Annotated in this window: 19 protein-coding genes and 1 pseudogene; 4 read left to right on the top strand and 16 right to left on the bottom strand. The window is 57.5% G+C overall.

Translation table 11 applies throughout. The annotated features are described in order from the left end of the window. Window positions 1-12 precede the first annotated feature (12 nt). Window positions 13-822: an ABC transporter substrate-binding protein gene (locus ACMYSL_RS22850; RefSeq protein ID WP_434660016.1), complete on the bottom strand. Its 810-nt coding sequence runs from the start codon at window positions 820-822 to the stop codon at window positions 13-15. 710 nt (window positions 823-1,532) lie between these two features. On the opposite strand from ACMYSL_RS22850, the gene ACMYSL_RS22845 reads away from it, so the two are divergent. Then, window positions 1,533-1,709 (top strand): hypothetical protein, encoded by a 177-nt coding sequence (locus ACMYSL_RS22845; RefSeq protein WP_110273846.1) that lies wholly within the window; start codon window positions 1,533-1,535, stop codon window positions 1,707-1,709. A gap of 119 nt (window positions 1,710-1,828) precedes the next feature. Here the strand turns inward: ACMYSL_RS22845 and ACMYSL_RS22840 are convergent, their stop codons facing one another. From ACMYSL_RS22840 to ACMYSL_RS22820, 5 genes are all read right to left on the bottom strand, one after another. Next, on the bottom strand, window positions 1,829-2,524 hold the full coding sequence (locus tag ACMYSL_RS22840; RefSeq protein ID WP_182236609.1) for an ABC transporter ATP-binding protein: 696 nt from the start codon (window positions 2,522-2,524) through the stop codon (window positions 1,829-1,831). After that, window positions 2,517-3,299, bottom strand: a complete 783-nt coding sequence (locus ACMYSL_RS22835) for an ABC transporter ATP-binding protein (protein ID WP_434660015.1) — start codon at window positions 3,297-3,299, stop codon at window positions 2,517-2,519. Before ACMYSL_RS22835 ends, ACMYSL_RS22840 begins: the two co-directional genes overlap by 8 nt. After that, window positions 3,286-4,335 carry a branched-chain amino acid ABC transporter permease gene (locus ACMYSL_RS22830; RefSeq protein ID WP_434660014.1) on the bottom strand — a complete coding sequence of 350 codons (1,050 nt, stop codon included), beginning with the start codon at window positions 4,333-4,335 and terminating at the stop codon, window positions 3,286-3,288. Before ACMYSL_RS22830 ends, ACMYSL_RS22835 begins: the two co-directional genes overlap by 14 nt. Next, entirely contained in the window at window positions 4,335-5,234 is a 900-nt protein-coding gene (locus tag ACMYSL_RS22825) for a branched-chain amino acid ABC transporter permease (RefSeq protein WP_112214060.1), read from the bottom strand. Before ACMYSL_RS22825 ends, ACMYSL_RS22830 begins: the two co-directional genes overlap by 1 nt. Before the next feature lie 73 nt (window positions 5,235-5,307). Next, the gene (locus tag ACMYSL_RS22820; RefSeq protein WP_287860292.1) at window positions 5,308-6,414 is read right to left on the bottom strand and encodes an ABC transporter substrate-binding protein; all 1,107 of its coding nucleotides are present in this window, start codon (window positions 6,412-6,414) and stop codon (window positions 5,308-5,310) included. Here ACMYSL_RS22820 and ACMYSL_RS22815 point away from each other — a divergent pair. Beyond that, window positions 6,407-6,554 (top strand): annotated as a pseudogene (locus ACMYSL_RS22815) (hypothetical protein). The gene ACMYSL_RS22820 and the pseudogene ACMYSL_RS22815 sit on opposite strands and share 8 nt — an antisense overlap. Window positions 6,555-6,814: 260 nt before the next feature. Here the strand turns inward: ACMYSL_RS22815 and eutC are convergent. From eutC to ACMYSL_RS22795, 4 genes are all read right to left on the bottom strand, one after another. Beyond that, window positions 6,815-7,591, bottom strand: coding sequence for an ethanolamine ammonia-lyase subunit EutC (gene eutC / locus ACMYSL_RS22810; protein ID WP_434660013.1), 777 nt, complete (start codon window positions 7,589-7,591; stop codon window positions 6,815-6,817). Then, a complete protein-coding gene (locus ACMYSL_RS22805) occupies window positions 7,588-8,976 on the bottom strand; it encodes an ethanolamine ammonia-lyase subunit EutB (RefSeq protein ID WP_434660012.1) in 1,389 nt (462 codons plus the stop codon). The genes eutC and ACMYSL_RS22805 overlap by 4 nt, the downstream gene beginning before the upstream one ends. Before the next feature lie 11 nt (window positions 8,977-8,987). After that, a complete protein-coding gene (gene eat / locus ACMYSL_RS22800) occupies window positions 8,988-10,367 on the bottom strand; it encodes an ethanolamine permease (protein ID WP_434660011.1) in 1,380 nt (459 codons plus the stop codon). Between the two features lie 368 nt (window positions 10,368-10,735). After that, complete coding sequence (locus ACMYSL_RS22795; RefSeq protein ID WP_434660010.1) at window positions 10,736-12,118, bottom strand: glycoside hydrolase family 28 protein; 1,383 nt, start codon at window positions 12,116-12,118, stop codon at window positions 10,736-10,738. Between the two features lie 353 nt (window positions 12,119-12,471). Between ACMYSL_RS22795 and mmuP the strand changes: the two genes are divergently transcribed. Together mmuP and mmuM are read left to right on the top strand one after the other, a co-directional pair. Further along, complete coding sequence (gene mmuP / locus ACMYSL_RS22790; protein WP_182236627.1) at window positions 12,472-13,878, top strand: S-methylmethionine permease; 1,407 nt, start codon at window positions 12,472-12,474, stop codon at window positions 13,876-13,878. Then, entirely contained in the window at window positions 13,865-14,797 is a 933-nt protein-coding gene (gene mmuM / locus ACMYSL_RS22785; protein WP_434660009.1) for a homocysteine S-methyltransferase, read from the top strand. The genes mmuP and mmuM overlap by 14 nt, the downstream gene beginning before the upstream one ends. 89 nt (window positions 14,798-14,886) lie before the next feature. Here the strand turns inward: mmuM and fbpC are convergent, their stop codons facing one another. The 6 genes from fbpC to ACMYSL_RS22755 all read right to left on the bottom strand — a co-directional run bounded on the left by fbpC (window position 14,887) and on the right by ACMYSL_RS22755 (window position 22,669). Beyond that, a complete protein-coding gene (fbpC, locus tag ACMYSL_RS22780; protein WP_434660008.1) occupies window positions 14,887-15,933 on the bottom strand; it encodes a ferric ABC transporter ATP-binding protein in 1,047 nt (348 codons plus the stop codon). An 11-nt stretch (window positions 15,934-15,944) separates the two neighbouring features. Next, window positions 15,945-18,023 (bottom strand): ABC transporter permease, encoded by a 2,079-nt coding sequence (locus ACMYSL_RS22775; RefSeq protein WP_434660007.1) that lies wholly within the window; start codon window positions 18,021-18,023, stop codon window positions 15,945-15,947. 70 nt (window positions 18,024-18,093) lie between these two features. After that, window positions 18,094-19,125: an ABC transporter substrate-binding protein gene (locus ACMYSL_RS22770; RefSeq protein ID WP_434660006.1), complete on the bottom strand. Its 1,032-nt coding sequence runs from the start codon at window positions 19,123-19,125 to the stop codon at window positions 18,094-18,096. Further along, on the bottom strand, window positions 19,125-20,414 hold the full coding sequence (gene uhpC, locus ACMYSL_RS22765) for an MFS transporter family glucose-6-phosphate receptor UhpC (RefSeq protein ID WP_182236637.1): 1,290 nt from the start codon (window positions 20,412-20,414) through the stop codon (window positions 19,125-19,127). Before uhpC ends, ACMYSL_RS22770 begins: the two co-directional genes overlap by 1 nt. Before the next feature lie 84 nt (window positions 20,415-20,498). Next, window positions 20,499-22,040, bottom strand: coding sequence for an MASE1 domain-containing sensor histidine kinase (locus tag ACMYSL_RS22760; RefSeq protein WP_304256487.1), 1,542 nt, complete (start codon window positions 22,038-22,040; stop codon window positions 20,499-20,501). Then, a complete protein-coding gene (locus ACMYSL_RS22755; protein WP_182236641.1) occupies window positions 22,040-22,669 on the bottom strand; it encodes a response regulator transcription factor in 630 nt (209 codons plus the stop codon). The genes ACMYSL_RS22760 and ACMYSL_RS22755 overlap by 1 nt, the downstream gene beginning before the upstream one ends. Between the last annotated feature and the right edge of the window lie 249 nt (window positions 22,670-22,918).

Genomic DNA, 22,918 nt, shown 5'->3' with positions numbered 1-22,918 from the left:
TGTATTTTCTGCTTATTTAGCTTCGATAGTAAAGGCGCGCGGCTGCGGGGTTTTGGTGCTCGGGCCAAACCAGACGTCGTAAATTTTGGCCGCTTCGCCGGATTTCTCCAGGTTTACCAGCTCGTCGTTCACCGCTTTCAGCAGAGCCGGTTCGCCTTTCTTCACACCGACGCCAATCTCTTCTTTGCTCAGCAGGTCAGGAATGATTTTGAAGTTCGCCTTGTCCGGCGCTTCCGCCAGCAGCCCGGCGAGAATGGTGCTGTCCTGAGTGATCGCCTGCACGTTACCGTTGCGCAGGGCGGTCAGCGCCAGCGGAATATCGTCATAAGAGAGCACGCGAGATTGCGGGAAACGCTGATGCAGCGCCTGCTCGCCGGTGGTGCCTTTTACCGCGCCGATACGTGCTTTGCTGTAATCATCAAGTTTATCCGCTGATTTGGCCGGGACGAGGAACTGCTGGCCGGTCACGAAGTATGGCGTTGAGAAATCAATCACCTGCGCGCGTTCCGGGGTGATAGTGATATCGGCGACGATCAGATCGGCTTTACCGGATTGCAGCAGCGGAATGCGGTTAGCCGGGTTAGTAGCGACCAGCTCCAGCTTCACGCCAAGCGATTTTGCCAGCGCTTCGGCGAAGTCCACGTCGTAGCCGACGATTTTATGCGTTTTCGGGTCTACCGAGCCGAAAGGCGGGTTGGCGTCGAAGGTGGCGACTTTGATCACTCCGGCGGCTTTGATATCGGCTAATTGATCGGCCTGAGCCTGCGCGGCGAGCACCAGAATGCCCAGCGCCAGCGCGATTTTTGTTTTTGCAATGCGCATAATTTATCCCCTGAATCCCTGTTTTGTTTTGTGTTAATCACGCTCCCACAAATTGACCGTCTGCGGCAAAGAAGAAAAAGTTCTTATCTATAACGAAAAAGAACTTAACAAAATTGTGGATATTGTTTATCCGGCTCTGTGCTACCAAACTGGGGACAAGTAGCCCGGACAGGTGCGCAGCACCGCCTCCGGGAGATATTCTGTCAGCTATTGGTATCTTTCTGAAACCATAAGACTTGCAGCGATGCCCTGGAACCCGCTGAAATCGGCGAACCGGAGGTCGGAAGACAAGGACTGGCCGCCATGGATGGCGGCCAGAGGCGAAGCGAGACAGGACGTCGAGTTGAGCCGACCGCAGGCTGAGGACCGGGAGGTGAGCGCAGTGCGCAGCACCGATTTCTTTGCGGGACCGCGGGGATTGTAAAGGGGGAGGCGGTTTTCTCCCCCTTTACCCGTTCACGGGTAACGGTGAGGCATTATCTGCTGACTGAGGGTGAACGGAACCCTTGCGCATAGTCCCGGAGGCGGTGCTTGACGCGCCTGTCCGGGCTACCAAACTGGGGACAAGTAGCCCGCACCGCCTCCGGGAAGATCCTCTCACCCCTAATATGCATCCCGCAGAATTACAAATCAGGAATTGATATTTCCCGCCCGCCGTCAACTGTGGTTGAAATAGACGCAAGCAAAACGCTTCCCGACGGAGGAGAAAAATGAAAGTGGCACTATGGCAACGCATCACGGGCTGGCTGGCATCTTTATCTAACGGTGAAGCCGGGCAGCAGGATACCCAACGCATGATGGAGGCGATATTACCGGTCGCCAGTCTCTACGGAATTGACCTCGGTAACGTGGAAACAAGGTGGTTTCGCCATGATAAAACATACTGAGCGGCGCAGGACGCGTGAAGCCTACTGGAATGAGGTGTGCTTTGTGTAGCGAGAGGCTGTTTGCGGTTGCGGCGACGCAGGAAGCGATGCCGCAGCCATGAACAGCTTTGTTTTTCGTATTAACCGCCGAGATACATCCGCTTAATTTCCGGATTCGCCAGCACCTCCGGGGCCGGGCCGGAGAGCATAATCTTCCCATTCTCCAGCACATAGGCGCGATCGGCGATAGTCAACGCCGCCGTGGCGTTCTGCTCTACCAGCAGCACGGTAATATTCTCCTCCCGCAACTGCTTAATCGTCGCGAACAGCTCACCGACAATTTTCGGCGCCAGCCCGAGGCTTGGCTCATCAAGCATCAGTAAAACCGGTTCGCTCATTAACGCTCTGGCGATAGCCAGCATCTGCTGCTCGCCGCCGCTCATGGTGCCCGCCATCTGATTACGCCGCTCTTTGAGCCGGGGAAACAGGCTGTACATCCGATCGCGCAGCCGGGTAAATCCGGCGAGATTGTTGTAAGCCCCCATGCGCAGATTTTCTTCGATAGTCAGGTTAGTAAAGATGCGCCGCCCTTCGGGGACCAGCGCCAGCCCCCGACGCACAATCTGGTGCGTCTGGCTGCGGGAAATATCCTCGTTGAGAAACTTCACCCGCCCTGTGGAACGCACCAGATTGACGATACCGTTGAGGGTTGAGGTTTTGCCCGCGCCGTTGCTGCCAATTAAGGTCACGATCTCCCGGTCGTTGATATCAATATCAACGCCTTTCAGTCCCTGAATCACACCGTAAAACACTTTTAACTCGCGCGCGCTAAGCATAACGGACGTCCCCCAGGTAAGCGGAAATCACCGCCGGATCCTCAATGGCTTCGGACATCAGGCCGCTGAACAGCGGTTTGCCGTACTCCAGCACCATCACCCGCTCGCACAGCTTGTTGACGAACGGCATGTCGTGCTCAATCAACAGCACGCTGAGCTGGTAGTCGTCACGCATACGGAAGATCAGATCCGCCAGATCTTCCGTCTCTTTCGGGTTCATCCCGGCGGCGGGTTCGTCGAGCAGCAATAATTTAGGCGACGTCGCCAGCGCACGGGCGATCTCGACCTTACGCTGGTTGCCGTAGCTGAGGTTAGTGGCCTGCATATCGGCGAAATGGGCGATGCCGATATCGTCCAGAATCGCCATCGCCCTGGCCTTCGCCGCTCGTTCAGCGGGGAAATAGCGGCCGATATGCAGCGCCGCTTCCAGCAGTGAATAGCGGCTGGCGCTATCAAGGCCGACCATCACGTTTTCTAATACTGTCATCGAGTTAAACAGGCGGATATTCTGAAAGGTGCGGGCGATCCCAGCGTTGACCACCCGGTTCGGCTTCAACCCTTTCAACGATTTTCCCGCCAGGGTCACGCTGCCGCTGGTCGGTTTATAGTTGGCGGTAATAACGTTGAACATGGTGGTTTTACCCGCGCCGTTGGGGCCAATCAGGCCAAAAATTTCCGCCTCGTCGACGTGGAAACTGACGTTGTCGATGGCCCGCAGCCCACCGAACTGCATGGTGACGTCCTGTACCTGCAAAATGACCTTATTTTGCGCCATAGCCACGGCCCCTTTTACCCACTTGCCAAATCTCTTTTTTGCCCAGCAAACCTTCGCGGGCGAACAGCATGATGATCAGCAGCAGCAGCGAGAACACTACCATTCGCAGTCCCGGATACGCCCCGAGATCGTGACCGAAGAACTGGAGCGGCTGGTCGAGAAAGCGCAGCCACTCGCCGCTGCCGACCACCAGCACGGTACCGAGCAGCGCGCCGGTGGTGCTGCCCAGGCCGCCGAGCACGATAATAATCAGCAGCTGGAAGGTGAGCATAAAGTCGAACAGGTTCGGCGATATGGTGGTCAGCAGCGATGCCAGCAGGCCGCCGCCGATCCCTTCAAAGAATGCGCTGGTGGCGAAAGCACAGGTTTTAATCCGAAACGTGTTTACCCCCATGGCGATGGCGGCGTCTTCATCGTCGCGCACGGCTTTCATCATTCGCCCGTATTTCGACCACACCAGCTGCAAAATCATCCCGGTCGCCAGCAGGGCGAACAGTCCGCACCAGAACAGCAGATGCGGTTGCTGGGGGATGTCGTTGAGGCCAATCGCGCCGTTGGTGATCTGCGGATTGTTAATGGCGAGGATTTTAATAATAAAGCCGAAGCCGAGAGTGACGATCGCCAGGTAGTCGCCGCGTACGCGGAATACCGGCAAGGCAAGGCACACCGCCAGCGCCGCCGCGCACATGCCGCTGATAAGCAACGCGGGCAGGAAACTGGCGTGCAGCACGAGGATCCACGGGCTGGGGGCGGCCATCTCAAACATATCCAGCTTGCTGTCGTTAGAGAGAATCAATAAAGCGGTGACGTAAGCGCCGACCGCCACAAAGCCGTTGGGCTCCAGCGACAGCTGGCCGGTGACGCCGTTAATCAGGTTGTAGCTGACCGCGAGGATCATAAAGACAAAAATGGTGCTGATGACGCGAATAATATAGTCGTTGAAGACCACGTTAATCCCGGCCAGCAGCGCAATGCAGATAACAATAATGACCAGGTTGCGCAGCTGCGCTCCGGCGGTCGTTGTCGCGTTGAGCATCAGAAACGGCTCCTTTCCAGACGTTCATCGCCCATAATGCCAACCGGGCGGAATAAGAGGACCAGAATCAAGAACATAAAGGCGAAGGCGTCTTTGTAGCCGCCCAGTTCGGGGAATAGCGCAACCGCGACCACTTCGGTAAAACCGAGAATAAAACCGCCTAATACCGCGCCGGTGACGCTGCCTATCCCGCCAAGCACCGCGGCGGCGAAGGCTTTCAGGCCAATCAGCACGCCCATCAGCGGGTCGATGGTCGGATAGCTAATCGAGTAGAACACTCCGCCCAGCGCCGCGAGGCTGCTGCCGAGAGCGAACACCAGCGAGATAATACGGTTGGCGTCGATGCCCATCAGACGCACGGTATTGACGTCGAAAGCCACCGCGCGGATCGCCATCCCGTAGCGAGTGCGGTACAGCAGCCAGAGGATCGCCAGCAGCAGCAGAACGGTAATCAGCGGTACGATCCACGCCACGTTGGTGATAATGACGTCGCCAAAGGCGCGGGTGTTGTTGAAGAATTCGGGCGCGGCGAAGAAGCGCGAGCTGCCGCCAAACAGCACGTTGAACAGGTTTTCGAGGAAGAAGCTGACGCCGATGGCGGTGATCAGCATCGAGATTTTTGATGCCTGGCGCAGCGGGCGGTAGGCCACCCGGTCGATAAGCATTCCGAACAGGCCGCACAGCGCGAGGGTCAGGAAAACGGCTACCCCGAAGGGTAGCCCAATAGAAGAAAATAAAAACAGGGTGGTAAACGCCCCGACCATCATCACGTCCGCATGGGCGAAGTTGATCAGGCGCAGCACCCCATAAACCATCGTATAGCCGATGGCAATCAGGGCGTACATGCCCCCGAGGCTCATTCCATTGACTACTTGCTGGAGAAAAATGGCACCATCCATCTGATATCTCTCTTATCTACCCTAAATAATTCGAGTTACAACCAACGCACATGCAACTTGAAGTATGACGGGATTAAGGATTGACCACGGTACGGAACGCCAGCTTGCCATCTTTCACTTCGTTGATGACCGCGCTGCGGATAGCGTCGCCGTTTTGCAACGTCAGAGTGCCGGTCACGCCCTGGAAGTCCTTGGTGGCGCGAATTTTTTCGTTAACACAAACCCGGTCGTGCGGGTCGCTGCACTGGTTCATGGCGTTGATAATGACGTTATACGCATCCGCCGCCATTGCGCCCCAGGTATGGGTCGGCTGCTGATATTTCGCTTCCCAGGCTTTGATAAACACCTCGCCCGCTGGCGTTTGCTCTTTGGCGTTCGGCGAGTAGTAATCGGTGGTCATATAGCCGTTAACCGCATCTTTGCCGACGTCAAAAAAGACCTGGTCCGCCGCCAGACCGTCGCCGCCGACCACCGGTTTGCTCAGCCCCAACTGTTTCGCCTGCACGGCGATAAGCGCCCCTTCGGTGTAGTAAATCGGCATATAAATCATGTCGACGTTCTTCGCCTTCACGCTGGCCAACTGGGCTTTAAAGTCTTTGCTGCCGCCGGGGGCCTGAACTTCGATAGGGATGGTGCCGCCGTTTTTCAGGAACTGAGTGCGGAAGGCCTTTGCCAGGCCGACGGAGTAGTCGTTGCTGCTGTCGAAGACGATGGCGGCGGTTTTGGCTTTCAGGTCGCGGGAGGCGAGGTTTGCGCCAACCACGCCCTGGAAGCTGTCGGAGAAGCAGACCCGGCTAACGTAAGGGTGGTTGCGGGTGACGCGGTCGTTGGTGGCGGTCGAGGAGACCAGCGGCGTTTTGCTGTCGTCGGCGATTTTGGTCATCGCCAGGGTATTGGAGGAGGTGACTTCGCCGATCACCGCGTCGACTTTATCGCTGGAAACCAGGCGCTGCATAGCGTTAGCGGCTTCGACCTTGTCGCTCTTATCGTCAATCACAATAAGCTTAACGGTATCGCCATTTTTTAATGTCGGGGTAATGCTCTGAATAATATCCAGCCCTTTTTGTGATGGCTGCCCGTAGCCGCTCAGCGCGCCGCTCAGCGGTAATACAACGCCGATTTTAATTTCAGCCGCCTGCACGCTATTTGCACCGACCAATGCGGCAACCAGCGTGGCCATTAAAGACGCTTTTCCGGAAAACTTTTTCATTGCTACCTCACCGTCGGTCAATCGATTATTTATGCTTAACCATCAATGACTGCATAACATTGAGAAATAACCCACCACATGAGTTGGCGAATTATTGGCTGTTGTTTTGAATAGATAACGAGATATATTTAATGCGCAGAATTACCTTACAACGTCCGTTTCATTTTTACTCATGCAATATTCTTATTACCTGTAGGAAAAGGCATAAGGCTGATGGAAACTCTGTTTTTGGTACGGTGAACGCAATTTTCCGGGTGGCGGCTGACGGCTTACCCGGCCTGGAAAACCCGTAATTGCAGCGCGCACCTGAATATAATATTCAGGTGCCCCAATTAATATTAAAAAGCTATCCCGTTACTCGCGTTAATGATTATTCCAGATGGCTCAAAGGTTTTATTTTTCCATGCAGCGCCGGATTATCGCTTTCATCTTTCAGGCGCACCCCGGTTAGCCGTCGTAAAAAGGCCTGCTCCAGCAGCCAGGCCAGCTTAAATGCGGCGGCATCATAGCTCAGCCCCTCCGGGCGAATATTGGAAATACAGTTGCGCTCCGACTCCAGCCGCTGACGATGTGGCTGCCAGGTCAAATAAACGCCAAGGCTATCCGGCGAAGAGAGCCCCGGCCGTTCGCCAATCAGAATCGCTACCGCTCTGGCCTTCAGCGTTTCGCCAATATCATCGCCCAGCGCGACCCGCGACTGGTGCGCGAGCACCACCGGAGCAAGGCTCAACCCAAGCGTTTCCAGATAGGGAAGAAGGGCACGGATCAGCGGCAGCGCCTGACGCTGCACGGCGTATGACGACAGCCCATCTCCAACCACGATTAGCAGGTCGGCGGGACGCACGCCGCTGGCGGCCAGATCGGCGCGGCTCGTATCGTTCAGGCGTCGTCCCAGATCCGGGCGATTCAGATAAACATGCCGATCGCTGGCGGCGCTGTGGACGGTCAGCGAAGAGAGGCCTAAATCCGCCAGCGACTGTTCTAACTGCTCGCTGGCGAAGGGCTGGTGGATGGCGTCGCGCGCCCTGGCGTGAGCGAGGCCGAAATTGAGCACTTCTCGGGTCGGCAGGCTCGCGCCGCTACGGCCCAGCGCAATCCGCGCATCGGTAAATTCACGCAGCGGGTTCCAGGCGTCGGGAGGATTCATACCGGTGCTCCTTGCGGCAGGACGGAAAGTAGCGGATGGCGGGCATCGGTCAGACGCAGCGCGCCGTGGCGGTCAATAATCTGCATCTTCGCCAGCCAGTCGGCAAACTCCGGCGCATGTTTTAAACCCAGCAGGCGGCGGGCGTAGAGGGCATCGTGAAACGAGGTGCTTTGATAGTTGAGCATAATATCGTCAGCCCCCGGTACGCCGATCAGGAAGGTCAGTCCGGCGGTGCACAGCAGCGTCAGCAGGGTATCCATGTCGTCCTGATCCGCTTCGGCATGGTTGGTGTAGCAGACGTCGCAGCCGATAGGCAGCCCCATTAGCTTGCCGCAGAAATGATCTTCCAGCCCGGCGCGGATAATCTGCTTGCCATCGTAGAGATATTCCGGGCCGATAAAGCCTACCACCGTATTGACCAGCAGCGGCTCAAAATGGCGGGCGACGGCATAGGCTCGGGCTTCGCAGGTCTGCTGATCAACGCCGTGATGGGCATTGGCGGAAAGACAGCTGCCCTGACCGGTTTCAAAATACATCACGTTGTTGCCGAGCGTGCCGCGATTCAGGCTGAGCGCCGCTTCCCGGGCCTCCTGCAGCAGCGCCAGATTAATGCCGAAACCGCTATTGGCGGCCTCGGTCCCGGCCACCGACTGAAACACCAGATCCACCGGCGCGCCGCGCTCAATCAGCTGTAATGTATTGGTGACGTGGGTCAAAATGCACGACTGGGTGGGAATAGCGAAGCGCTGAATAATATCGTCGAGCATATGGTTAAGCTGCGCCAGTACCGGCAGGCTGTCGCTGGCCGGGTTAATGCCGATCACTGCATCTCCCGCGCCGTACAGCAGGCCGTCGAGCATACTGGCGGCGATCCCTTTCATATCATCGGTGGGGTGATTCGGCTGCAGGCGCACGCTGAGATGCCCCGGCAGGCCAATAGTGTTGCGAAAACGCGTGACGACCCGGCATTTGCTGGCGGCGAGGATCAGATCCTGGTTACGCATCAGCTTGCTGACCGCCGCCGCCATCTCCGGGGTTATCGCCCTTGCGACCTGGCGTAGTGCCGCCTCGTCGGTGGCATCATCGAGCAGCCAGTCGCGAAAATCGCCGACCGTCAGATGGCGAATCGCCGTGAAGCCCTGGCTGTCGTGGGTATCGAGTATCAGCCGGGTCACTTCATCCTGCTCGTAGGGAATCAGCGGATTAGCGAGAATTTCCGTCAATGGCACCTCCGCCAGCGCCATTTTTGCCGCCATCCGCTCTTCGGCAGACTCGGCGATAACCCCCGCCAGCGCGTCGCCGGAACGTGCCGGGGAGGCTTTCGCCATCAGTGTCTTCAGACTATCAAAGCGCCATACCTGGCCCGATAGCGTGGTTTTATACATGTGTCGACTCCTCAGGATACCGTGCGCAGCTGCGGATCTACCGCCGCACGCTCGCGGGCACCTGCGGTCTTGCGAAACCACAGATAGCCGCCGAGCATCATGGCGGCGAAAATCAGCGCCAGCAGCGGGTTGTACCAGACCATCGCCACCAGGCAGAGTACCGCCATCGCCAGGGCAAAGGCCGGTGCCCAGGGATAGAGCGGCGCGCGGAACGGGCGAATCAGCTTCGGCTCGCTGCGGCGCAGTTTAAACAGCGCCGCCATCGAGGTGATATACATAACAATAGCGCCAAATACCGACATCGTGACGATACAGGCGGTCAGCGGCATCCCGCTAATGGTGATCAGCGAATCAGAGAAGATGGCGGCGATACCGACCACGCCCCCTGCGAGGATCGCCAGATGCGGCGTGCGGGTACGGCGGTTCAGCGTTGCCAGGCTGGCGGGAAGATAGCCTGCGCGCGCCAGGGAGTAAATCTGCCGTGAGTAGCCCATAATAATCCCGTGGAACGACGCCACCAGGCCGAACAGCCCCAGCCACACCAGCATATGCAGCCAGCCGCTGCTGTTGCCAACCACCATTTTCATCGCCTGCGGCAGCGGGTCGTTGATATTGGACAGCGTCCGCCAGTCGCCGACGCCCCCGGCAAAGACCATCACGCCAATTGCCAGTACGGTCAGGGTCAGAATGCCGCCGCCCAGCGCTCGGGGAATGGTGCGCTGCGGGTCTTTAGCCTCTTCGGCGGCCATCGATGCGCCTTCAATCGCCAGAAAGAACCAGATAGCAAATGGGATCGCGGCAAACATGCCCGGCAGCGCCAGGCCGCTGAAGCTCTCCGCGCCCGCCCAGCCGTTAGCCGTAAAGTGACTCCAGGAGAAGCCCGGGGCAACCACGCCCATAAACACCAGCAGCTCGAAGATGGCCAGCAGGGTGACCACCAGCTCAAAGGTGGCGGCGATCCCGACGCCGAGAATATTCAGCGTCATAAATATGAGGTAAGCGCCGCAGGCCACCCATTTTGGGTCCAGCGCCGGAAACTGTACGTTAAGGTAGGCGCCGATAGCCATGGCAATGGCGGGCGGGGCAAAGACAAACTCAATCAGGGTCGCGAAGCCGGCAATAAAGCCGCCGGTCGGGCCAAAAGCGCGGTAGGCGTAGGCAAAAGGCCCGCCTGCATGCGGAATAGCGGTGGTCAGTTCGGTAAAGCTAAAAATAAAGGCGCAATACATGGCGGCAATCGCCAGCGCGACAATCATAAAGCCCAGCGTCCCGGCCTGGGACCAGCCGTAGCTCCAGCCGAAATACTCCCCGGAAATAACCAGCCCCACGGCAATCCCCCATAAGCGGAAACTGCCGAGCGTTCTTTTTAGCGTTGTGGTTTGCTCTGTCATTTTCGTTGCCTCGCCAGATAATGTTATCCAGATGACTGCAAAGAGAGTGCCAGGTCATACCACTTATAAACGCTGTGGTTTAAGAACCTATCCCATTAGGGCTATCTTATTTGCCAGTTTGGCCCTGGGCAGTGCTCAGACAAAACTCACCGAGTTTTGAACGCCCTTCAGGGCGGCCCGAAGGGTGAGCGGAGCGAATCATCCTCACGTACTACGTGTACGCTCCGGTTCTTGCGCGCTGTCCGTGTCCAAACTGCCTGCAACGATTACGCCTACTGGGATAGGCTCTAAGCCAGTGACGATCAAAAAAAGGGCAGACCACACCCGGCGGAAGAGTCGCCGTGGTGCAGCTGCCCGCAAATGTAGCGTTACTGGTGAACGATGGCCCCCGCGTCTTTTTGAATCGCCGGGCCTTCTTTCACCTGCAGATTAAGCCCTTTGGTCTCCAGCTCGGCATTACGAATGCGCAGGCCGTGGGCGGCTTCGATATTGACGTTGGTAAAATGGAAACCGCTCAGCGGCGCTTCCGGAGTGCCGATAATGTAGGCTGCCGCTTTGCTGGCACCAGTCGAAGTTAAGTTCTCAACGGTGATATTGCTGAAGTGCGGGGTTTTGTATTTTTCGAACGGCTGTTTCGGATCGCTGTCCGGCGGATAGATCTGTTCGCCGAGGGTAAATCCGCCCGCCTGTAGCAGCTTATCGACTTCGGCCTGCACAATCGGCGCGGCTTTGTAATAGGCAGAGAAGACCAGCGGGACTTCGACGTTATGCATTTTGGTATTACGGTAAACGATGTTTTTCACCTCGCCGCCCTTACCACGCGGGCTTTTAATGCGGATACCGTACATCGAACCTTCAAAGGTATTATTTTCCACCAGCACGTTGTTCACGCCACCCGCGCTCTCGCTGCCGATGGAGATCCCTCGCCCCTGCTTCAGGGTGTTATTGGCGATATAGATATTATCCACCACGCCGTCCGGGAAGCGCGGGTCGGCTTTCTCGGCCTTAATGGCGATATGGTCGTCGTTGCAGTCGATATAGTTATTGGTAATGCGGATATTCTGGCTATCGATAGGGTCGATGGCGTCGGTATTCGGCGCATGCCACGGCGAGAGTATGCGCGTGCCGTTGATATCGACATCGTGCGCGTAGCGGGTGACCACATGGAAGCTGGGGGAATGGGTGAGGGTCACGCCGTCAATCAGCACGTTGCTGGAACGGGTGATATAAATCAGCCGTGGCCGATCGGTGCCGCCTTTTTTGCCTGTCGCGCGGATATTCTCACGCCAGCGCTCCCACCACACCGCGCCCTGACCATCGATGGTACCCTCGCCGACGATAGCCACGTTTTGCGCATCAGCAATGCTGATAAACGGCAACCAGCCATTTTCCGCTTCGGCGTATTTAGTTTTGTCATCGCCACGGTAAGCGGCCACTTCGGTAGAAGCGACTAAAGTCGCGTCTTTCTCCAGCTTGAGCTGAATATTGCTCTTCAGGAACAGCGGGTTGGTCAGAAAGTTACCTTTCGGCACCAGTACCGTCCCGCCTCCGGCGGCGGCGCAGTCATCAATTGCCTTTTGAATCGCGTCGGTATTGAGCGCGATTTGCAGTCGATGGCCCTCAGCGCCGTACTGAGTAATGTTGCAGACTTTATCGGGAAACTTAACCGAGGTGGCGGCCTGCGCGGCATGCAGTGGCAAAATGCCGACAGCTACAGCGGCGGCCCACAGAGGTAATGTGCGGGTTGACATAGAATTATCCTTTTATGGTTTGTTGTTTTGTAAAATTAGCACCATTGTTTTGATTTTGTGGGTGCGGCGATCACGGTTTGCAATTTGTCGGTATTCTGCCCATACACGGCATTGATGATTTGGGCGGATGCATATATCCGTCATACTTCAAGTTGCTTGTGCGTTGGCTGCACTCGCTCACCCCAGTCGCTTACTCCAGTAAGCTCCTGGGGACTCGCTCTCTTGCCGCCTTCCTGCAACTCGAATTATTTTGGTTATAGATGATCAGACTGGTAGCTTTGCAATTTTACGGTGGGCACGGTATAACGAACCTTCATTTGGATGTTTAGATGTCCATACGCTTAGAAGGTAATATGCAAACAACACAACAACAAGGTGGGCAACTTAAGCGCACCATGAAAACTCGTCACCTGATTATGCTGTCGCTGGGTGGCGTTATTGGCACAGGGCTATTTTTCAATACCGGCTATATCATCTCCACCACCGGGGCGGCGGGGACGCTGCTGGCCTACCTGATTGGCGCGCTGGTCGTGTGGCTGGTGATGCAGTGTCTGGGCGAGCTATCCGTAGCGATGCCGGAAACCGGCGCATTTCACGTCTATGCCGCGCGTTATCTCGGCCCGGCAACGGGATATACCGTGGCGTGGCTGTACTGGCTAACGTGGACGGTGGCGCTGGGTTCCAGCTTTACCGCCGCCGGATTCTGTATGCAGTACTGGTTCCCGCAGGTGCCGGTATGGGTGTGGTGCGTGGTGTTCTGCGTGGTGATTTTCGCCCTCAACGTGATTTCTACCCGCTTCTTTGCCGAAGGTGAATTCTGGTTCTCACTGGTGAAAGTGGTCACTATCATCGCTTTTATTATCCTCGGCGGCGCGGCGATCTTCGGCTTTATTCCCATGCAGGATGGTTCCCCCGCGCCAGGGCTTTCGAACATCACCGCCGAGGGCTGGTTCCCGCACGGCGGCCTGCCGATCCTGATGACCATGGTGGCGGTGAATTTTGCCTTCTCCGGCACCGAGCTTATCGGTATTGCGGCGGGTGAGACTGAAAATCCGCATAAAGTCATTCCGGTGGCTATTCGCACCACTATCGCCCGACTGATTATCTTTTTTATCGGCACCGTGTTTGTACTGGCGGCGCTGATCCCGATGCAGCAGGCGGGGGTGGAGAAAAGCCCGTTTGTGCTGGTGTTTGAAAAAGTCGGCATTCCGTATGCGGCGGATATCTTTAATTTCGTGATCCTGACGGCGATTCTGTCGGCGGCCAACTCCGGGCTTTACGCCTCCGGGCGGATGCTGTGGTCGCTCTCCAATGAAAAAACGCTACCGGCCTGTTTTACGAAATTGACCAAAAACGGCGTACCGTTGACGGCGATTTCGGTGAGTATGCTCGGCGGCGTGCTGGCGCTGTTCTCCAGCGTAATTGCACCGGACACGGTGTTTGTCGCGCTGTCGGCGATCTCCGGTTTTGCGGTGGTGGCGGTATGGCTGAGCATCTGCGCCTCGCATTTTATGTTCCGCCGTCGCCACATTCAGCAGGGGAAGGCGCTCAGCGAGCTGCACTATCGCGCGCCGTGGTATCCGCTGGTGCCGGTGCTGGGATTTGTTCTGTGTCTGGTGGCCTGCGTGGGGCTGGCGTTTGACCCGAGTCAGAGGATTGCGCTGTGGTGCGGGATCCCGTTCGTGGCACTGTGTTATGGTGCGTATTATCTGACTCGTTCACGGAAACTCACCCAGGAGCCTCAACATGTCGCAGAATAATCCGTTAACCGCCATCCTTGACGTACAGCCCTTTGTCCTGCTGGACGGCGCAATGGCGACGGAGCTGGAAGCGCGCGGCTGTAACCTTGCCGATAGCCTGTGGTCGGCTAAAGTGCTGGTCGACAATCCGGACCTTATTCGCGAAGTCCACCTCGACTATTTCCGCGCCGGCGCGCAGGTGGCGATCACCGCCAGCTACCAGGCCACTCCGGCGGGGTTTGCCGCCCGTGGGCTGGACGAAGCTCAGTCGAAAGCGCTGATTGGCAAAAGCGTAGAGCTGGCCCGCAAAGCGCGTGAAGCGTATCTTGCCGAAAACCCGCTGGCGGGCACGCTGCTGGTAGCCGGGTCTGTTGGGCCGTACGGCGCATTTCTGGCGGATGGTTCGGAGTATCGCGGCGATTACGTCCGCGGCTACGAAGCATTTCAGGCGTTCCACCGTCCGCGCGTAGAAGCGCTGCTCGACGCCGGGGCCGATCTGCTGGCCTGTGAAACCATGCCGAATTTTGCCGAGATTAAGGCGCTGGCTGAACTGCTAACCGCCTATCCGCGCGCGCGGGCATGGTTCTCGTTTACCCTGCGCGATGCGCAGCATCTCAGCGATGGCACGCCGCTGCGGGAAGTGGTTGCCGTGCTGGCAGACTACCCGCAGGTGGTGGCGCTGGGAATTAACTGTATCGCCCTGGAAAATACTACTGCCGCGCTGGAGCATCTGCATAGCCTGACGGCGCTGCCGCTGGTGGTTTATCCGAATTCAGGCGAACACTATGACCCGGTAACCAAAACCTGGCACCATCACGGCGAAGCGTGCGCTACGCTGGCGGGATATTTACCCCAGTGGCTGGCGGCGGGCGCGAAGCTGATTGGCGGCTGCTGCCGCACGACGCCGAAGGATATTGCTGAACTGAACGCGCAGCGCTGAGAATAATGCCGGGTGGCGGCTCCGCCTTACCCGGCCTACAAATTGCACAAACCGTAGGCCGGGTAAGCGTAAGCGCCACCCGGCATCAATCACCCCGCATCCGCTAAAACAAACATCCCGTACGGGTGGATTTCGAGGTAATACTGCTCACCAGCGTTTGGCTGTAAGCGCGTAGCGTTGACCTGCAATAATATCTCCTGCCCGTTCCACTCCACCGTTACCTCATACTGTGGTCCCATATAGGCCACATGGCGGATTACGCAGCGCTGGCTCTCTTCGCCGCGATCGCTGAGCGTGATCGCCTCCGGACGCACGCCGACGGTGCCTTCGCCCTGGACGGCGAAATGCAGCGGTCTTGGCAGCTGATAACCATAAATATCGACAAAATCCTCGCTGAAGGCGGCCGGGAACAGGTTGGCATCGCCCATAAAGCTCGCCATAAAGCGCGACGCGGGCTGACGGTAAAGATCCTGCGGCGATCCGATCTGCATGATATGCCCCTTGTTCATCACCAGCACGGTATCGGAAACCGCAAAGGCTTCGCTCTGATCGTGGGTGACGTACAGCGAGGTGATATCAAACTGCTTTTGCAGTTCGCGGATCTTATCGCGCATGCTGCGACGCAGGTTGGCGTCGAGGTTACTTAGCGGCTCATCAAACAGCAGCACCTTCGGCTTGAGGATCAAAGCGCGCGCCAGCGCCACGCGCTGCTGCTGGCCGCCGGAGATCTGATCGACATAGCGGTCCTCGAATCCTTCCAGATCCACCATCGCCAGCGCTTCTTTCACCCGCGTCTTCACGTCGCTGCGCGACACGCCAAGCATCTTCAGGCCGTAGCCGACGTTATCCCCCAGCGACATATGCGGGAACAGGGCGTAAGACTGAAACACCATGCAGATATCGCGTTGCTGAATAGAGCGATGAGTGACGTCTTCGCCATCAATGAAAATCTGTCCTTCGCTCGGTTTTTCCAGCCCGGCCACCAGGCGCAGAATGGTCGTCTTGCCGCAACCGGAAGGGCCGAGCAGGGTTACCATTTGCCCCTGCGGGATAGTGAGATTGATATTATCGATAACCGTATTGCTGCCGAATCGCTTGGTGACGTTGCGCAGCTCAACAAAATTTTTCTGACTCATAGTGCGCTCCATTACGCCTGGTTTTTGGCTTTTGAACGGGAGATACGAGCTTCCCCGATCAGCCAGTCAAAGATGAAAATAATCGCCAGCATCACTACGATCAGAATCGAGCCGTAGGCGATCGCCACGCCGTATTCACCGTCTTCCACGCGGTTCAGAATGTAAGCCGTCGCCACGCGGGTATCCGGTGTGACAAGGAACACAATGGCGCTGACGGTGGTAATGGCGCGCACAAAGCTGTAGATCATCGCCGAGAGGATCGCCGGACGCAGCAGCGGCAGCAGAATATGCGTAATGGTGCGCAGAGAACCGGCGCGCAGGCTAAGCGACGCTTCGTCCAGTGACTTGTCGATCTGCCCCAGACCGGCGATCCCGGCGCGAATGCCCACCGGTACGTTACGCATCACCATCGAGATAATCACAATCGCCGCCGTACCGGTGAGGTACACCGGCGCGCTGTTAAAGGCGAGAATATAGGAAACGCCCGCTACGGTGCCCGGTACCGCGAAGCACAGCATGGTGGTGAACTCGATGGTCTTTTTGCCTTTAAACTGCTGGCGCACCACGATCCACGCGATCAGTAACCCGAAGGCGGCGGTGATCGGCGCGGCAATCCCGGCGTACAGCAGGGTGTCGAGCAGCGAAGGCCATGCCCCGTCGCTCATTCCCTGGCCGAACAGCTTGATAAAGTTATCCAGCGTCAGGGTGTAATCCACGCCCCAGTTGACGGTGAAGCTGCCGTAGAAAATGCTGCCGTAGAGCAGGGCGTTAAAGGCGATCCACACCGCCAGAATGGCGATCACGCTCCATACCAGGGTCACCGGCAGTGGTTGTACGTCGCCACGGTAGGACTTACCGGAAACGGTGACGTAAGAGCGCTTGCCGATCCACATATACTGAATGCAGAACACCAGCAGCGAGAACAGCAGCAGGAATGCGCCAAGCGTGCTCGCCGCCTGATAATCGAGCTGCGAACCGGTGATGTAGAAGTAGATCTGCGTCGCCAGCACGTCAAAGTTGCCGCCGAGCACCAGCGGGTTACTGAAGTCGGCCAGCGACTGGACGATGACGATTAAAAAGGCGTTCGCCAGCGCCGGTTTCAGCAGCGGAACGAAGACGCCGTTAAAGGTCTGCCAGCGGCTGGCGCGCAGGGTGTACGACGCCTCCTCCAGTGACGGATGAATGGTCTTAATCGCCCCATCGAGGATCATAAACGCCATCGGGGTGAACGCCAGTACCTGCGCCAGCCAGATGCCGGTAAACCCGTACAGCCAGTTGGTGTTGGTCAGCCCGAACCAGTCGACCATCAATTCGGTAATGTAGCCGGAACGCCCCATCATCAGCGTCACGCCCAGACCGACGACAAACGGCGGGGTCACAATCGGCAGAATGGAGAAGATGCGGCCAATAATCGCGCTGCGTTTGGCGATGCGGGTGGTGTAGATCGCCAGTACCAGACCAAAGAAGGTGCAGCCAACGCCCACCGCCATCGACAGGGCGATGGAGTTGAGGATCACCTGCACGATATGCGCCTGCGACAGCACGGCCATAAACGCCAGCGGAGCAAACTCGCCCGCGTCGTTAGTGAACATCGGGATGAAAATAGCGATGCTCGGCCAGACGATAAACACGCCAATCAACGCCACGATGGTGACCAGCGAACCAATCACAAAGCGGTCGCCGCCCAGCCATTCCAGGCGGGTCAGCGCCAGGGTCATTATCGCGCCCAGCGCCACAAACAGCACGATGGTGGCGTAGCCTAACCCGCGGCCTTCCACGGTGGCGCTGATGACGATAAACGCCATACAGCAGAACGCCCAGCCAGCGTCGAGATAATGACGGCTGCGCTGCTCGCGCCTGGCTTCCTGCCATGGACGAATCAGCAGCAGGCTCGGCAGCAAATACCATAACCAGCTGATGTTGAACTGTGACCAGCCGTAGGCCGCGAGAATTTCATCGCTCGTGGACTCCAGCAGACCGTAATCCAGGCTCCAGCTCGGCAGCAGGGCGAACGCCAGCCAGCCGAACAAAACCCAAAGGAATATCGCATCCCGTTTTTTCACGGGATGGAGTGCAAGTGTGTGTGACATAAGTTTTCCGGTGTTGTGTGTAGGCCCGGTAAGCGTGAGCGCCACCGGGCATTAACCGCAAAATGTGGGCTTATTTACCCATCTTCACTTCGCTAACCCACTTATTGATAAGCTGCTTACGGACTTCGGTAGAACCGTATTTATCCATGTCGTAGTTAATAAGCTTCAGGTCGTCGAGCTTCAGCGAGTTTGGTGAGGTTTCGGCGGTGGTGTTGGTCAGGATCTGATAAGACTTACCTTTTTTCCACGCCAGCTCCTGGGCCTCTTTTGACAGCGCCCAGTCGACAAACAGTTTGGCGTTGTCGAGGTGGCGTGCGCCCTTCAGGATGCTGATGCCGCCAATTTCATAGCCGGTACCTTCGCACGGAGAGATCAGCTCCAGCGGCGCGCCCTGTTCTTTTTCCAGCGAATAGTCGTGCAGGAAACCGATACCAATGGCCGTTTCGCCACGGGCGGCGTTACGCGCCGGGGCAATACCGGATTTGGTGTACTGGGAGACGTTAGCGTTGAGCTGCTTCAGGTAATCAAAGGCCTGATCGTCCCCCCACAGCTGGGCGAAGGTTGCCAGCGCGGTGTAGGCGGTACCGGAGCTTTGCGGGTCGGCAATCTGGATTTCGCCTTTATATTCCGGTTTGGTCAGGTCCTTCCAGCATTTGGGCACCGGCAGATTTTTCTCTTTCAGGCGCTGGGTGTTCACGCCAAAGCCGAGAATGCCGACGTAGACCGCCGAAGTGTAGTTGCCTTTCAGCTTCGCCGGATCGCGGAACTGCTCCATCACCTGCTCAAGATTGGGGGACTTATAGGGTTGCAGCAGGCCCATTTCACCGGCCTGGGACTGCGGGTCGAGGGTACCGCCGTACCAGACGTCCGCCTGCGGGTTTTTCTTCTCGGCATCGACCTTCGCCAGCGTGCTGCCGGAACCGTTGCGAATAAACGAGGTTTTCACATCATATTTTTCGCCGAAGGCTTTGGTTTCGGCTTCACACATTTCGTTGGTGGCGCTGCAGTAGACCACCAGACGACCTTTGGCGTGCGCCGCGCCGCTTAACGTCGCCAGCGCAATGCCGGAAGCAATCAGAGTAGTGACCAGAGTTTTTTTCATTATTTTATCCTTTGAGCAGGAGAGGTAGTAATGCTCGCCATCAGCAGCGGCATCAGCAATAAACCCATCAGGACTGCGGCGACCGAGAGCAAACTAAACATGCCCGACCAGCCGTAGCGTTCAATGACCAGCGACAGAGGCCAGCCCGCCAGCGCTGCCCCCAGATAGGCGAACAGGCCGAGAAAACCGGTGATTGAACCCGCCGCCGCTTTGTGTCCGCACTCCACCGCCGCGAGGCCAATCAGCATTTGCGGGCCAAAAACGAAGAAGCCCACCGTAAAGAAACAGACCGCCAGCAGCGCGTAGTGATGCACCGGAGCGAGCCAGAGCGCGGCGACGGAAACCATCAGCCCCAGCGTGAACAGCAAAATCATCGGTGCCCGCTGGCCGCTGAACAGCAGATCCGAACCCCAACCGGCGAACAGCGCGCCGAGCAGGCCGCCCGCTTCAAATAGCATCACCGTGGCGTTGGCGCTGAGCAGATTTACGCCGTGGCTCTCCGTCAGCCAGATGTTGCCCCAGTCGTTAAGCGCGATGCGGATCAGATAGACCAGCACGTAAGAGATGGCCAGCAGCCAGATCATCGGGTTCTTCAGCATCGTGGTGCGTAGCATCTGCCAGAGCCCCATCGGTGGGCTTTGCTGCTCCTGACGCAGTTCCAGCGGGTCGTTACGCCAGGTTCCCACCGACGGCAATCCCTCTTCCTGGGGCGTTCCTTTCAGCTGTAGCGTTAACCAGATGCCTAATGCCATGCTGATAATCCCCGGTGCCAGCATCGCCGCCTGCCAGCCCCACCAGTGGGCGGCAAAGGCGCTAATCAGCGGGATAATCGCTCCGCCGATATTGATAGACATATTCCAGCAGCCCCACCAGAAGCCGCGTTCGTTGCGCGAATACCAGTGAGTCAGCAGCCGGGCGCAGGGTGGCCATCCCCAGCCCTGAAAAAATCCGTTCAGCGCCCAGACCGCCAGCAGCAGCGTCAGCGACTCGCCAAAGGCGAACACCACGTTCAACAGACCGGTGGCGAACAGGCCAACGCCCATAAACCAGCGCTGTCCGTGGCTGTCGTGCCACAGTCCGGCGGTAAACTTCGACAGGCCGTAGGTGAGATAAAACAGCGATCCCAGCAGGCCGATATCGCCTTTATCCAGACCAAGATCCGTTTGCAGCGCTGGCAGCACGTAGTTAACGCTTTTGCGCGTCAGATAAAACGCGGCATACCCGATGATCATGCACATCAGCAGTTGTGGACGTAGCGTCCGGTATTGTTGATTGATGTCGGTACGCATAGCCGTCTCCGTTTTGCTGACTATAAGAAAGTGAAATTGAAAGGGGATGAGAGAAAGTCCGCAGTGACTAAGACTTTTTCCTGGTTAGCAGGTTGTTTGTTGCAAATTTGTGGGCAAGTTAACAATTACTCGCGTGCCGTGCCGTGATTCCAGCGTTAGCTCGCCGCCCAGGGCGCTGACGCGTTCGCGCATCCCCTGAATACCAAATCCGGCAATTTTGTCGGCGCTGATACCGACGCCGTTATCCCTGACTTCCAGGCGCAACGACTTTCCCTGCTCAAGCAAGGTAATGGCAACCTCGCTGGCCTCGGCGTGCTTGCAGACGTTATTGAGCAGCTCCTGCAGCAGTCGATAGAGGGTAAAGCGTACCGTTTCGCTCTCCGGGGTGGCGCTAAGCTGATAGTCAAAGCGGCAGCAGATGCCGCGCTCGGCAAAGGCAAATTCGTTGAGCAGGTGGTGCAGCGCCTCTTTAAACGACAGTTCGTCAAGGGCGGGTGGGCGCAGCTGGCGCAGTAGCTGGCGGGTGGAGTGGTGGATACGCCGGGCGAGATCGTTAATCTGGCTAGCGGCGGCCTGGGTTTGCGCCGGATCGCGCGCCCGTTTCACCAGCTGTGACTGAATTTGAATAGCGGTGATGTTCTGGCCTATTTCGTCGTGCAGCTCGCGCGCCAGATTTTTGCGCGTGTCCTCTTCGGTATGGATCAGCTTTTCGGTCAGCGCGCGTCGTGCCGCCAGCTCCGCTTCCAGCCGCTGGCGGTAGTGGTGCAGGTTTTGCGCCAGATGCTGCTGGCGGCTGATGGCAATCCCCAGACCGATGCCGAGCAGCGCCTGGGTTGCCAGAAAGATCTCCAGTTCAACCAGATTGTTGAATCCCACACCAACCTGGCGGGCAATGGTGATCATCATGCTGCCCAGCAGGCCGGAGAGCACGCCGCCCTGCCAGCCAAACTTCCACGCCATCACTACGTTTGGCAGAAAGACGACGATCAGCAGCAGGCGTTCAATTTCCGGCGACAACACCATCTGGGTGCCGATACCGATGATAAAAAACAGGCTGCACCAGATAATTAGCGAGGTGCGCAGCGGCGGATTGGTCGTATCCAGACCCAGCAGATGATAGCGGTGCTGCTGGCGCAGGAATTCAAAAATCAGATAGACAAACGGTGTCAGCAGCACGCCGCCGGTAAACGAGGCCAGGCCAAGCATCATTGCCGGGCTTTTCACAAACGGCGAGAGCAGCGCGGTGTTGAGTAATGCGCTTACGCTGACCGTGGCCAGCAGCAGCGTCAGCCGCTGCCAGTAAAGAGGAAAACGGTGCCAGAACTGTTGCGCCAGACCGGCGGGGAGCAGGCTAATCAGCGGCGCGGCCAGCAAGGTGTAGCCGTTCAGCAACTGTTCGCTGTGCAGCCAGAACAGCATCAGCATGGGGGGGAGCACCAGCGCGGGCCAGTAGCGGCGGGAAAGCAGGATCAGCAGCGCCAGATAGACGCCGTGTGGCAGAAACAGCGCCGCCTGCTGGCCGTTATGGGTCAGGTAAAAACCGAGCGTCCACAGCATCAGCCAGCCGCTACCCCAGGCCAGTACAATGAACAGCGAAATGACCCGGTGGCGAAGGCCGCGCGACATTAATGCCCTGCCAGCAGTTGGTGGTCGAGAGCGAAGTGCACCAGCTCAATCGTGCTCTGGCATTGCAGCTTGCCCAACACGTTGGCGCGATGGACGTGCACCGTCTTGTGGCTGAGGTCGAGCTTAAAGGCTATTTCCTTGACGCTGTCGCCTTTGACCAGTAAATCAAACACTTCGCGTTCACGTGGGGTGAGCACTTCCAGCACCTGCGCCGGTTTTGCGCCGCCGCGCAGCGCCCGTAGCGCATCGGCGCACAGGTAATGACCGCCCATCCCGACGGAACGTACCGCCTGCACCAGCTCTTCCGGGCCGCAGCGTTTAGTGAGATAACCGCTGGCCCCGGCATCGAGCGCGCTCTGCACAAAGGTGGGCGCGTCATAAATGCTCAGAATAATGGCGCGAAACTGCGGCTTCTGTGCGCGCAGGCGCTTTAGCAGGCTCAGGCCGTTTTCATCCGGCATGGCGATATCCATAACCGCCACATTGACGTCATCGCGCAATAGCGTTGGCCACGCCTGTGCCGCGCTGCTGAACTGGCCAACAACGTTGAGGTCTTCTTCGAGGCTGAGCAACTGTGCAAAACCGGAACGCACCACCACATGGTCATCGACCAGCACCACTCGAATCATGTTTCTACTCTCTTCGCGGATCATGGCCCTATGATGCCTGCCGCCGCTGCGCTGGCAATCGTCGGGGTGTGGATATGTAACGAATGTAACGAAATTGCAATAAAAGCGCGGTGGCGGTTTTTGTGAAGATTAACTAACCATTGCCGCTTTTTTTCTAAAAACACTTTGTTCTTAGCAAGAATTTTTAATTACTTCATCAAACGCATCGCGCCGGAAATACTGCATCTATACACATTCATACCCCTAAAT

The sequence above is a fragment of the Klebsiella sp. MISC125 genome (assembly GCF_051131775.1).
In the GTDB taxonomy this organism is placed as follows: Bacteria; Pseudomonadota; Gammaproteobacteria; order Enterobacterales; family Enterobacteriaceae; genus Klebsiella.
Note: the sequence above shows the minus strand (reverse complement) of the source record. Positions and strands in the feature narration are given on the sequence as shown.